Raw genomic sequence first — 12,303 nt, forward strand, 5'->3', positions numbered from 1 at the left:
ACTCCTCCCCCTTCTTTCTTCCACGCTCATTTTCTCCTGCCGCCCCTTCTGCCGTCGCGCGATCTTTCCGGCCGCGCTCTCTGGACGCGACGACGCAAAGGTCAATCCGCTCCCCGGTATCATCCTTCTCCCGGCACGGCCTGCGCATGCCGCCTTTTTCCCCTGGTTCCTCATGCCCCCTCATCCCCGTAAAGAGCAGGCTCCCAAATATTCCGCCCGACGACGCCGAGCTCCCGCAGGCTTCGTGCGCCTTCCCGCCTTTGCCTTGCGCCCTCACTCCGCGTCCGCCTTCCGACTGCATCCCTTCCCCTTTGCCCCCGGGCATTCGTTCCGACTGCAACCGACATGCTTTCGTCCCGCTGCATCTCCATACGCAAAAGGCCCGCCTGCTGATGCAGACGGGCCTTTGCACTGCAATAAAACGCCGATTAGAATTCAGGCGTGCATTCCAGGCTGAGATCGTTGGGGATCACCATGACGGGAATGCGGGTCTTGCCGATGATGCTTTCGGAAGGCTTGTTGAACAGAGAACCGAACAGGCCCTTGGTGGACATGCTGCCGATGACAATGAGATCGGCGCAGTACTTGTCGATGACCTTGAGCAGTTCCTCTTCCACCTTGCCTTCGGTCAGCACGATGGTGGTGTCGAGACCGGCGAAGTGCTTGCTCACATACTCGGTGAACGCCTCTTCGTTGGCCTTGCGGCTTTCTTCGATGAGCTTTTCCACCATGTTCTTGCTTCCGGTGCGACGCAGAATGGCTTCGTTGTCGGCGGTCACGTGAACGAGAATCAGCTTGGCTTCGTTCTGACGGGTGATGTCGTTGACGTACTGCGCCACGTCGTCAGGGTTTTCGGAAAGGCTGATGCAGCAGACAATATTAGAAAAAACAGACATGATATCCTCCTGTTTTTGATGAGCGGAATAATGCTTCGTCACGCTCTACTTTTCCGTAATAGGGAATCCGTTGTCAAGCAGATGTAAAAAAAAACATGCCGGAACGACAGACCTCATTTTCGCGCCCGTCGTTCTGCCGCAATTCGCGTCGGGAGAGAACAAGCCTGAAAAAAATTTTTCTTTCCTGGCCGCGAAGAGCTGCGCAGCCTTCGTTTTTCAGCCCCGCCGCCGCAGGACGCCGCAGCAGTACTTGCTGACTTCAGGCCGGCCGTCGCACGTCAAGCTCGGATTTTTCGACAAGTCCGACCTGCCATTCTCTGCACGGAGCAGAAAATTTCCTGTAAAACAGGCGAGAGCCTTCTGTTGTCGAACATTTCCCAGGCCTGCATCCGAGACAATGCCGCTGCTTGCCCTCTCGCTTCCGGCAAAACGGCACCGCGGCTTCCAGACTCATGACTACCGTATGCCCTCTCGCTCCAAAACGCACAGAAGAGGGCGACAGACGCTCCCCTTCCGCAGGATTCGACACGACGCCATCGCGTCTGCCGACAAATAAAAAAAGAGTCGCGACACACGGTCACAACTCCGAAATGGTCGGGGCGACTGGATTTGAACCAGCGACTTTCTGCTCCCAAAGCAGACGCGCTACCCCTGCGCCACGCCCCGAAAATAAAAAACGGCTGCCCTGTAGAGGACACAGGGCAGCCGAAAATCAGCTGAAACTAGCGGGCGATGACGTTGAATTCGTCACGACGGTTCTTGGCCCACACAGCTTCACCGGTACCTTCAACGGCGGGACGTTCCTTGCCGTAGGAGATGATGTCGAGCTGGTCGGCAGGCACGCCGAGGCGGATCATGTATTCATAGGCAGCGCGGGCACGACGTTCGCCGAGGGCGAGGTTGTATTCCTGGGTGCCGCGTTCGTCGCAGTTGCCTTCAATGCGCACGCGGATGGAAGGATACTGCTTCATGAGTTCAGCCTTCTGCTGCAGCATGTCGCGATATTCAGCCTTGATGTCATACTTGTCGAAATCGAAGTACACGACACCGTCGGTGATCTGCTGAGCAGCAGCGTCAAGGGCGGAAGAAGAGGAAGCCACGGGAGCGGGTTCCACGTTTTCCACTTCAGCGTTCTTCTTAGCGCAGCCGGCGCCCATGCCGAGAGCCAGAGCGAGAACCATAACCAGGCCAAAAGACTTCAGAGACTTCATGATAACTCCTCCTGAGAGTTAAGTCATAATATTTCTCTCTCCCCGCTCGTTCCCTCTTATCATCGAGCGAAGAAAGAAAACTGCACTTATCGGGCAGAACGGCATATTACCCTCGCCCTTGGGGATGTCAAGCTCGCAAGGGGGGGATTTCGCCCATAAATTTAAAATATTTTACTTTCCCCAGCTCGGGAACGAGGCATTGCCCGGTCCCGTAGGCACATGCTTGGCCTCGCCGCCGTGGCGGGTGGTCAGATAAATCTGGGAAGTGCCGCTTCTGGTGGAAGTAAACGCCACAAAATAGCTGTCGGGGGCGAAGGCGGGCTGTTCGTCTCTGCCGGGCCCGAAGGAAATCTGCTGATCCGAACCTGTCATCATGTCATGAACAAAGATGCGGAAGCCCGAAGGCGTGGCCTTGGTGTAGGCGATGAGCGTGCCGTCGGGGCTGATGCAGGGCTCGGAGTTGTAGGAGCCGTCCATGCTCACGCGGGTCACGGATCCGGTGGAGAAGTCCTTCAGGAAGACCTGCGGGCTGCCGAGACGGCTGGAGGTGAACGCCATCTTGGTGCCGGAGGCGTCGAAGGAAGGCGACACGTTGATGGCCGCGCTCTGTTCCAGCGGACGCTCGCGCTTGAACTGACGGTTCAGCAGGAAGATGTCGGGATAATGACCGGTGGAAAGGCTCACGGCCACGCGGTTGTCCGGCAAAAAGCAGGGACCGATGACGGTATTGCCAGGGAAGCGCACGCGCTTGACCGTGTTGTTCAGGCGATCCCACACGCCGAGGGCGTGGGTGCTGTCGTCGAGATGACTGAAGACCACGTAGCGGCCATCGGGCGACCACGAAGGAGACATGGCGGAGCCGGGAATGTTGGTGACCTGACGCAGATCGCGGCCGGTGGCGCGCACCACCCACACGTCGCGCTTTTTGCCGTTGCCCTTCACGAAGGCGAGGGAGCTGCTGAAGAAGCCGCGCGCGCCGGTGAGGGCGGCCATGAGGTCGTCGCAGAAGCGGTCGGCCACGTTGGGCACTTCGGCGTGGGTCACGCCGGAATAGGCGTTGCCGAACACGAATTTGCCCGAATAGGTTTCAAATACGCGCAGTTCCACAGTGGAATTTTCCCTGTCGCCGGAAGGCCAGTGCGCCGTGACCAGAAGATCGGCGCCAGCAATCTGAAAGCGGCGGAAATCCACGTCGGCTCCCTGCCAGGCGGTGAGCACCGTGCCGCCGAGCACGGCCGAGGAAGGAATGAGCTGCATGAACGGCAGAAAATTGAGGTCGGCCACAATGGCGTCGTTCAGTTCCGAGCCCAGCGCCGTGGCGCGCTGACCGGGAGCGGTAAGCGGAGACGCCATGGACAGCTTGATCTGATTCTGACCGGGGCCGTAGATGTCCACCATGGTTGCGGCCTGGCACTGCACGGCGAACGCCAGAGCAAGCACCAGAAGCGCCGCCACGCGGACGCTATGGAAAAGATGAAGGATTTTACGCATATGACACCCTTGAATAAATTTCTGAAGCAGCCTTTGCGCTGCTTTTGAGGGAGGCTAGAGCATATTCCCGCGCGTCTTTGCGGTCAAGTGCGCGGAGGCGCTCTCTGCGCCTTTTCCGCAGACAAAACAGGCGGCTGCGAAAACGGCATGAAAAAGGCCTCTTCCGAAAAAGAGGCCTCACGTCCTGTTCTCCGAAGAACAGGCTCCAAGCAGCGCGTCCTGCTTCCGCGCCCGGGGCAGCCGTTTCACCGTTCGCTCAAGGCAAAGCGCCTCCTGCCGCGTCATGCCGCCTGTGCAGGCCAGCAGCGTCACCGGCCGACGCCCCCGGGTGTACTTCGCCCCTCCGGCAAGGAGACCGTTGTGCATGGCCACGCGGCGCGCCACGTCCACGCTCGCGCCGCAGTACAGCGTGCCGTCGGCGCAGCGCAGAAGGTACACGCTCCAGGTTCTCACGCCTTGTTCTCCCTCCGGGGCGCGGCAATCGTCCAGCCGAGGCCCGCAAGCACGATGCAGAGCGCGGCGTTCAGACCCACGTTGAGCACGGCAAACGCGGCGTGCCCCGCTCCCCAGAGCGTGACCGTATCAAGGGCAAACGAAGAAAACGTGGTGAACCCGCCGAAAAATCCGGTGGCCAGAAAGGCCGTTGCCGTGGGATAGCCGTGCTTCGTCCGCGAGGCCGCGCCCATGAGCAGCCCCAACAGAAACGAACCCAGCATGTTGACGCAAAGTATGCCCAGAGGAAAAACTCCGCCCACAACGCTCATGACGGCTCTGCCCGCCTCCACGCGGCACACTGCGCCGAGCGCGCCGCCGAACAGCACCGCCGTCACCTGTCTTGCAAACTGCGACATGTTTCTTTTCCTGCGTTCATCGGATTGTTGTTGATGTTCCGCGTGTCTCCGACCGCCCGTTTCCTTCTCTCCTCCGCGGGAAAGACGCCGCGAGCCGGATTTCCGTCCGCTTCCGCGGCTACGCCACGCTGAAGAGCGACAGACCGAGCGCCGCGGCTCCGAGCCCGAGCACCATGTTCAAAAGCACGTTGGCGGCAGCTCTGAGCGCACAGCCCTGCTGAAAAAGCCGGAAACTGTCCAGAGAAAAGGTGGAAAACGTGGTGAGCGCGCCGCAGAAGCCCTGAAGAATGAATTCCCCGAGCAGCCCGGAAGGCTGGGAAGCGTACACGCTGCCGATGACGAAGCAGCCGACGATATTGACGATGAGCGTGCCCACGGGAAAGAAGGGCCCGAACACGGCCGCTGCCGCCATGCCCGTGAAATAGCGGCACAACGCGCCGAGCGCGCCGCCCGCCGCAACAAAGAGAACTGCATCCATTGATTCACTCCAGAGGGCAGAGCATCCGAACTTTATGCCGAATTGTCAACCCGATTCCATGCCCAATAACTCCGACCGAAGCCTGCGCCGACCGGAAGGCGACGCGCCGCAGGGACGCGCCGCGCCTTCGATCAAAGCCGGTAGGCCGATTCGCCGTGCAGGGCCTCGTCGAGACCTTCAAGTTCCTGCTCGTAGCTCACGCGGATGGGGCCGAAATGGCTGATGACCTTGAGGATGACCCAGGTCGCGCCGAACGACCATGCGGCCACAACCACGATGCCCAGAAGCTGGAGGAAGAACTGTTCCACGCCTGCATGCACGGTGTTGATGGCCGTGGACGCAAACACGCCGACAAGGAGCGATCCGGTGAGACCGCCCATGCCGTGGGCGCGCCAGACTTCCAGCGCGTCGTCGAAATGCAGTCTGGCCTGCACGCACTTGGCGTAGTAGCACACCACGGCTCCGGCCGCGCCGATGATGATGGCCGCCCACGGGGACACGTAGCCCGCGCAGGGGGTGATGGTGGCAAGGCCGGCCACCGCGCCCACCAGCACGCCGGAGAAGGAAGGACGCTTCGCGCCGTGCCAGTCGAGGAACATCCACACCAGCATGGCGATGGAACCGGCTATGGTGGTGTTGGTGAAGGCGTAGGCGGCGAGTCCGTCGCCGGCGTAGGCTCCGCCCGCATTGAAGCCGAACCAGCCGAACCACAGCAGACCCGCGCCCACGGCCACGAGCGGCAGATTGTTGGGCTCGGGATGCGACCCCGGAGCCACGTCGTCGCGGCGACCGAGAAAGAACACGGTGGCGAGCGCCGCAAAACCGGCGTTCACATGCACCACTATGCCGCCGGCAAAGTCCACCACGCCGAGTCCGGCCAGGAATCCGCCGCCCCAGATCCAGTGACAGGCCGGAATATAGACGAAGATCATCCACAGCACGAGAAACTGCAGGTAGCCGCGAAAATTGAATCGTCCGGCAAAGGCGCCCGTGATGAGCGCGGGCGTGATGATGGCGAACATGAGCTGATAGGCGAAGAACAGCAGGAAGGGAACCGTGGTGGCGTAGTCGGAGCTCGGCGCGGCTCCCACCTTGTCCAGAGCAAAGTGATAGGTGATGTCGCCGATGACGCCGCCGACGTCCGGTCCGAAGGCCAGACTGAAGCCGCCGAAGATCCAGATGACGGCGATGACGCCCATGGAAATGAAACTCTGCATCATGATGGTGAGCACGTTCTTGCGCCGCACGAGTCCGCCGTAGAAGAAGGCGAGACCCGGAGTCATGAGGCAGACCAGCGCCGTACAGAGCAGAATGAACGCGGTATCTCCCGAATCGACTGTGTACATGAAAGACTCCCGTCAGGCTGAAGGTGAGTCGTCGCCGCCTCTCGTTCCGGCAAGAACGACGTGCGGCAGCAGAAAGAGCCACGCGGCGACGACGAAGGGAAAGGTGAGCGTGGGAATGCCGAGAGGCGCGAGCGCCGCGTTGAGCGCGCCCTGCGCCACCACGGTGAACACCGTGGCCAGAAGAGTGTAGAGAATCACCCTTCCGCCGGGCCGATAGAAGGTCGTGCCCATGCCTATGGCCGTGAGCACGGCGCTGAACTGATAGAGGCCCGCGCCCACGGACGCGCCGTCCGCCCCGAGCAGCAGCGCCGCGGTCATGGCTGCGAGCGAGCCGCCCCAGCCGAACAGCGCGGCGGAAGGCGAAGAGAGGGCCAGACCGATCAGAAACAGCGCTCCCGTCACGGGGTCGTTGATGAGAAAGACCTGGGAGACGCCGACAAGACTGGAAATGAAGAAGGCTTCCGCGCTGAAGAGCGACACGGCGTCGTGCGGAAGCGCGGGCAGCGCCGGATGCGGCAGCGCGACGGCGTCGAAGCCCGCAAAGCTGTAGGACGCCAGAAGAATGAACCAGGTGGCGAACACGAACGGCCCCGTCATGGCCGAGACCTTCCACGAGGCGAACACCCGCGACACCGCCAGCATGATGACGGTGGAAAACATGGCTCCGAGCGCAATGAGCAGCCAGCACACGGCTCCGCCTTCCAGAAACACGGGCAGCGCGCAGCCCACGAGAATGCCGTTGTAGCCGTGCAGGCCCGCACGCACGTCACTGCGGGGAGCGCCGAGCAGGCAGCCCGTCGCCGTGCCCGCGGCAAGGCCCAGAAGCGCGCCGAAGAATATTTCCGGTCTGCCCGCATTCCACGCGCCCCAGGCAATGCCGCAGAGAAAGAGCAGTCCCGTCCACGGGGAGTTCTGAAACATCACCTGCCCGGCTCCGCGCAACAGCGTTCCGAGCACCGAAACCGCCGGACAGCTTCCCTGCCCGGCGACGCATCCGTTGGCCGTCATTGTCCGCCACCTCCTTGTTTCCGCGTATTCCGTCAGCGCCAGAGAAAGTCGGGCGGCAGCGGCCTGCCGAGCGCCCTTTCCCGCACCAGCGAATGGAATTCCCTCATTTTCCTGCGCACGCTCTCCACGCCGTGCCCGAGCACCCTGAACGCCGCTCCGGCGTGTTCCGGCAGACGAAGCGCGCCCCAGGCAAGATCGTCGGTCACGGCCGCGCCGGCGTCGCGCACAAGAGCGTCCGCAAGCGTTTCGGGAACCAGCGCAAACATGCTTCCGAACACCTCGAAACCGTCCATGACCGCGGCGCTGCAGAAGTTCGTTCCGTCCGGCTCCAGCACGAGACGCTCCTCGAAAAGCGGAGCCTCGTCGTCGCTGCGGCAGACGTGAAAGCCCGCCGAGTAGAGATCAAAGCCGAAAAGCTCCTCCCGGTGATGCCAGCGCCTGCCCGGAACCAGCATTTCCCCGTAGAGAAAGCAGGCCGATTCCGGCAGCGTGACCCAGGTATCCTGCACATAGCGCGAATGGCGGTGAAGAATGAGCGGATCGGGCACGTATTCCAGCCAGCTCCCTTCCTCCAGATGGAAACGCTGAAGCTGGCAGGCGTGATTGTGATCCATGACGTGAACCTTCGTGGCGCTCTGCGTGGTCACGAGCGCGCGTGAGTTTCGGCGCGCGTGAACATCCAGCGCCATGCGGTCGCCCTGCACCACGCAGCCCGTGGACGTGATGGTGATCACGCAGGCCATGTCCGGCTGCGACTCCTCCCAGTACAGCGCCTTCTGTGCGATCATGGGCGCGCGGCGGTCCAGATCGGCCAGCACGGTGCGGCCGAGATTCTCGTCGCGGCGAAAGTCCAGACGCAGATAGCCCAGCTTGCCCACGGAGCCGCTCTTCATCTGCGGCGGCTCGTCGCGGTACGGATCAAGCTCCGCCGCGCTGCGATCCATGTCCGCAAGCGCCTGCCGCGCCGCCTGAAAGCTCGAACAGTCGGGCGCAGGCGCGCCGGTATCGACGCAGCTTATCTCACGCATGGGCCGCCTCGTTCGCCGCGCCGGACGTCTCCTGCGCCGGACGGTCCGGCAGATCGAAGAGAGCGTCGCGCATGATCCAGTCGGCCAGCACGTCGATGTTGTGACCGGTCATGCAGTTCGTGAAGATGAAGGGACGATCGCCGCGCATGAGGCGGGAATCGCGGTCCATGACTTCCAGACTCGCGCCCACGTACGGCGCAAGGTCTTCCTTGTTGATGACCAGAATGTCGGAATGGCACACGCCCGGGCCGCTCTTGCGCGGAATCTTGTCCCCGGCGGCCACGTCGATGACGTAGATGAAGAAGTCGGCCAGCGCCGGACTGAACGTCAGCGTAAGATTGTCGCCGCCGCTTTCGATGAACACCACATCGCTGTCGGGAAAGCGTCTCTCCAGCTCCTCCACGGCGGCGAGGTTCATGCTGGGATCCTCGCGGATGGCGGTGTGCGGGCAGGCGCCCGTTTCCACGCCCACGATGCGTTCGGCGTCGAGCACTCCGGCAAGTTCGCGCTGCACGTGCTTGGCGTCTTCGGTGGTCACCACGTCGTTGGTGATGATGAGCGGGCGCACGCCGCGCTTCATGAGCACGGGCACCACGGCCTCGATGACGGCCGTCTTGCCCGAGCCCACCGGGCCGCCGACGCCGATACGGGTAATTTTTTTCATGGAGTCTCTCCTCTTCAGCTCATAAAAAGACGAACCCGCGCCCCGGCATGGACGGCGGAAAGAATTTCCGTCATGGGGGCATAGCCCGTCATGCGGTCAAGCGGGGTGGCCAGCGCCCGCGCGCACAGCGGTTCGAACAGCTCCGAACTGCGGTACAGCACGGCCTGCGTTTCCAGATGCGTCACGCGCATGAGGCGCAGCGCCGCGTTCAGCAGTCCCATGGCCACGCCGTAGAAATAAACGGTGAGCCCTTCCTCAAGCACGGCCTGCGTTTCCGCGCCGTCCGCACCGCGCAGGGGCGCGTCGGCAAAGGCCGTGGCGGCAAAGAGCGCCGCCAGCGACACGGGGTAGGAACCGGGCGTGCAGCCCGTGGTTATCCGGGAAAGCCAGCGCGAAAGCAGCGGCGACTTCGTGGTTTCCGCGCCGAGCTGGGCCAGCTTGAGCCCTGTTTTCGTCATCATGTCCCTGAATTCCTCGGGCAGCTTGCGGCGGTACAGGGCAAGGTCGATCACGCCGAGCCTCGCCAGAGCGGCGTCGCTTACCGGCGCTCCCGCGCTTGCCGCGTCGTCGCACAGCGCGCGCAGGGCAAAGGCGAGGCCCACCGCGTCGCCCGTGGACGCCTGTCTGAGCGCCGACACCACGTACTGCTGAAGCGTGCGCGCGTCGCGCACCACGCCCGTCTGCGCCGCCGCCTCCAGAGCCCCGGAAAAGGCAAACGCGCCCGTGGGCAGCATGGAGTCGCCGAACTGCATGAGATGCACAAGAGAAAGAATGTCCACCGCGCTCACCCCGTTTCCTCAGGAATGATGATGTCCGTGATGATGCTCGTGCCCGGAAAGCGGACTCTCCGCGCCGCCGAACAACAGCCGCGCCTCCTCGCCGGAAAGCGCTTCGTACACGCTCTCTCCGGAAAGAAAGGCGTAGGTCACGCCGGCAATGGCGTGCGTGTCCATGACGGCGCTCATGACCTTTTCATCCGCCGTCATGGGAACATAGACCACGCCCTTCTTCACCACGGCGGGCCAGTGCTGATTCCCGAGCGCGTGGCCGAGCTTCACCGCGCAGGAAACGGCATCCTCCTCGCCGAACGCGGCAAGACCGGAGAGATCCACGGCCATCACCGGGCAGAGGCGTATGCGGCACACCACGGCGCAGCGCTGCTTTTCATCCCAGTCCAGCACGTCGCCGTCGCGCAGGGACTCTCCGCGCTCCAGCGCCACGGCCATGACGCGCCCACCGAGCGTTTCCTTGCGCAGCCGATTCTTCTGCGCGTCCCACTGGGAGAGTTCCAGATAGTCGATGTTCGCGTCGCGAAGCCGTCCGGCCCAGTCCGCGTCGGCCCTGTTGCCCAGTACCTTTTCAATGATTTCCACAAATGCCCCCATAGCGTTTTCCGTAACCGGGCCGTTGCCGACCCTCTGTTCTCCGGGCGCGTCCGGCCGGACGCTGGAATTTCTCCGCCGTCCGGCCGGATGTTGCCGGGCCTTTTTACGAAAGGCCGCTCTGCCGTGAATCAACAGGTCCCGGCCGCGCCCGGATGCGCTTTTTGCCGAGGCCTGCCGTTTGCAGATGCGTCAGCTGAAGAAGTACAGCTGCGCGAGGCTCGCGTTCTGGACGGGCGGCACGGTGACGTGCTTTCCATCCACCATGACGGCGAAGGTTTCGGGATTGACCTCGATGTGAGGCGTAAGATTGTTTCGCACCATGCACTGTTTGGTGAGGCTGCGAATGCCGTGGACGGCGGCAAGATGACTCTTCAGCCCGAGCTGCTCGCCGATGCCGCGATCCATGGCGGCCTGCGAGGTGAAGGTGTAGCGCGTGGACTGGAGGCAGCGCCCGAGCGAGCCGAACATGGGCCGGTAGATGACCGGCTGCGGCGTAGGCAGCGAGGCGTTGGGATCGCCCATGGCGGACCAGGCAATGGCCCCGCCCTTGATGACCATGTAGGGCTTGGCGCCGAAGAAGGCCGGCTGCCAGAGCACGAGATCGGCCACCTTGCCGGTTTCCACGGAGCCGATGAGGTGGGAGACGCCCTGAATGATGGCCGGATTGATGGTCACCTTGGCCACGTAGCGCAGCACGCGGAAGTTGTCGTTGTCCGCGGAGTCTTCGGGGAGCTTGCCGCGGGCGGCCTTCATGGCGCTGGCCGTCTGGATGGCGCGTATCCAGTTTTCGCCCACGCGGCCCATGGCCTGGGAGTCGCTCGCGATGCAGGAAATCGCGCCCATGTCGTGCAGCACGTTTTCGGCGGCGATGGTTTCCGGACGCACGCGGCTCTCCGCGAAGGAAACGTCGGAGGGCACGTTGTGATTGAGGTTGTGGCAGACCATGATCATGTCGAAGAGCTCGGCCTGCGAGTTGACGCCGAAAGGCAGCGTGGGGTTGGTGGAGCTCGGCAGCACGTTGGGCTGCCCGGCCACGCGGATGATGTCCGGCGCGTGACCGCCGCCCGCGCCTTCGGTGTGGAAGGTGTGGATTACCCGGCCTTCCATGGCGGCGATGGTGTCTTCCACGTAACCGGCTTCGTTCAGGGTGTCGGTGTGGATGGAGACCTGCACATCCATCTTGTCGGCCACGGAAAGCGCCGCGCGGATGATGGCGGGCATGGCGCCCCAGTCCTCGTGGATCTTGAAGCCGCAGGCGCCGGCTTCGATCTGCTCGCGCAGGGGCTCTTCGTTGTAGGCGTGGCCCTTGCCGAGAATGCCGAGGTTCACGGGCAGGGCTTCGGCGGCTTCCATGATGCGGTGAATGTTCCACGCGCCGGGCGTGATGGTGGTGCCGTTGGTGCCGTCGGAGGGGCCGATGCCGCCGCCGAAGAAGGTGGTGATGCCGTTGGAAATGGCGGTCTGTGCCTGCTGCGGGCACACGAGATGCACATGGGCGTCGATGCCGCCGGCGGTGAGGATGAGATGCTCTCCGGAAATGGCGTCGGTGGCGTTGCCCACCACGAGATGCGGATCCACGTTGTCCATGACGGCGGGATTGCCTGCCTTGCCTATGCCCACGATGCGGCCGTCGCGGATGCCCACGTCGGCCTTGATGACGCCCTGCACGGCATCGATGATGGTTGCGTTGGTGATGACGAGGTCAAGCACGCCGTTGTCGCGCACGGAGCGGGAGTCGCCGCCCTCGCCTGCGCGCAGCGTCTTGCCGCCGCCGTAAATGACCTCGTCGCCGTAGCCGCGCAGGTCTTTTTCAATTTCCACATAGAGATCCGTGTCTCCGAGCCTGATCTTGTCGCCCACGGTGGGGCCGTACAGGCTGGAATATTCCTGTCTTGAAATCTGGGGCATGTCGCAGTCCTTGGGTTAGAGCATGGTCATGCGGAAA

At 62.9% G+C, this 12,303-nt stretch carries 13 protein-coding genes and 1 tRNA gene; all 14 read right to left on the reverse strand.

What is annotated here, in order from left to right:
* Positions 1–428: 428 nt before the first annotated feature.
* Positions 429–896, reverse strand: coding sequence for a universal stress protein (locus tag ABGT79_RS03715; protein ID WP_346665066.1), 468 nt, complete (start codon positions 894–896; stop codon positions 429–431).
* Positions 897–1,487: 591 nt separating this feature from the next.
* Positions 1,488–1,562, reverse strand: a tRNA-Pro gene (locus ABGT79_RS03720).
* Positions 1,563–1,618: 56 nt separating this feature from the next.
* The gene (gene pal / locus ABGT79_RS03725; protein ID WP_346665067.1) at positions 1,619–2,107 is read right to left on the reverse strand and encodes a peptidoglycan-associated lipoprotein Pal; all 489 of its coding nucleotides are present in this window, start codon (positions 2,105–2,107) and stop codon (positions 1,619–1,621) included.
* Positions 2,108–2,278: 171 nt separating this feature from the next.
* Positions 2,279–3,505 (reverse strand): translocation protein TolB, encoded by a 1,227-nt coding sequence (locus tag ABGT79_RS03730; protein WP_346666647.1) that lies wholly within the window; start codon positions 3,503–3,505, stop codon positions 2,279–2,281.
* A 270-nt stretch (positions 3,506–3,775) separates the two neighbouring features.
* The gene (locus tag ABGT79_RS03735; protein ID WP_346665068.1) at positions 3,776–4,051 is read right to left on the reverse strand and encodes a GIY-YIG nuclease family protein; all 276 of its coding nucleotides are present in this window, start codon (positions 4,049–4,051) and stop codon (positions 3,776–3,778) included.
* Positions 4,048–4,449: a fluoride efflux transporter CrcB gene (crcB, locus tag ABGT79_RS03740; RefSeq protein WP_346665069.1), complete on the reverse strand. Its 402-nt coding sequence runs from the start codon at positions 4,447–4,449 to the stop codon at positions 4,048–4,050. Before crcB (ABGT79_RS03740) ends, ABGT79_RS03735 begins: the two co-directional genes overlap by 4 nt.
* Before the next feature lie 118 nt (positions 4,450–4,567).
* Positions 4,568–4,927 (reverse strand): fluoride efflux transporter CrcB, encoded by a 360-nt coding sequence (gene crcB, locus ABGT79_RS03745; RefSeq protein WP_346665070.1) that lies wholly within the window; start codon positions 4,925–4,927, stop codon positions 4,568–4,570.
* 131 nt (positions 4,928–5,058) lie between these two features.
* Positions 5,059–6,273, reverse strand: coding sequence for an ammonium transporter (locus tag ABGT79_RS03750; protein ID WP_346665071.1), 1,215 nt, complete (start codon positions 6,271–6,273; stop codon positions 5,059–5,061).
* Positions 6,274–6,285: 12 nt separating this feature from the next.
* Positions 6,286–7,281: an urea transporter gene (gene yut, locus ABGT79_RS03755; RefSeq protein WP_346665072.1), complete on the reverse strand. Its 996-nt coding sequence runs from the start codon at positions 7,279–7,281 to the stop codon at positions 6,286–6,288.
* Between the two features lie 32 nt (positions 7,282–7,313).
* Positions 7,314–8,309 carry an urease accessory protein UreD gene (locus ABGT79_RS03760; RefSeq protein WP_346665073.1) on the reverse strand — a complete coding sequence of 332 codons (996 nt, stop codon included), beginning with the start codon at positions 8,307–8,309 and terminating at the stop codon, positions 7,314–7,316.
* Positions 8,302–8,973, reverse strand: coding sequence for an urease accessory protein UreG (gene ureG, locus ABGT79_RS03765; RefSeq protein WP_346665074.1), 672 nt, complete (start codon positions 8,971–8,973; stop codon positions 8,302–8,304). Before ureG ends, ABGT79_RS03760 begins: the two co-directional genes overlap by 8 nt.
* 14 nt (positions 8,974–8,987) lie before the next feature.
* Complete coding sequence (locus ABGT79_RS03770; RefSeq protein ID WP_346665075.1) at positions 8,988–9,761, reverse strand: urease accessory UreF family protein; 774 nt, start codon at positions 9,759–9,761, stop codon at positions 8,988–8,990.
* Positions 9,762–9,770: 9 nt separating this feature from the next.
* The gene (locus ABGT79_RS03775; protein ID WP_346665076.1) at positions 9,771–10,358 is read right to left on the reverse strand and encodes an urease accessory protein UreE; all 588 of its coding nucleotides are present in this window, start codon (positions 10,356–10,358) and stop codon (positions 9,771–9,773) included.
* 189 nt (positions 10,359–10,547) lie between these two features.
* Positions 10,548–12,266 (reverse strand): urease subunit alpha, encoded by a 1,719-nt coding sequence (locus tag ABGT79_RS03780; RefSeq protein ID WP_294485324.1) that lies wholly within the window; start codon positions 12,264–12,266, stop codon positions 10,548–10,550.
* Positions 12,267–12,303 lie beyond the last annotated feature (37 nt).

Source organism: uncultured Mailhella sp. (assembly GCF_963931295.1).
In the GTDB taxonomy this organism is placed as follows: domain Bacteria; phylum Desulfobacterota; class Desulfovibrionia; order Desulfovibrionales; family Desulfovibrionaceae; genus Mailhella.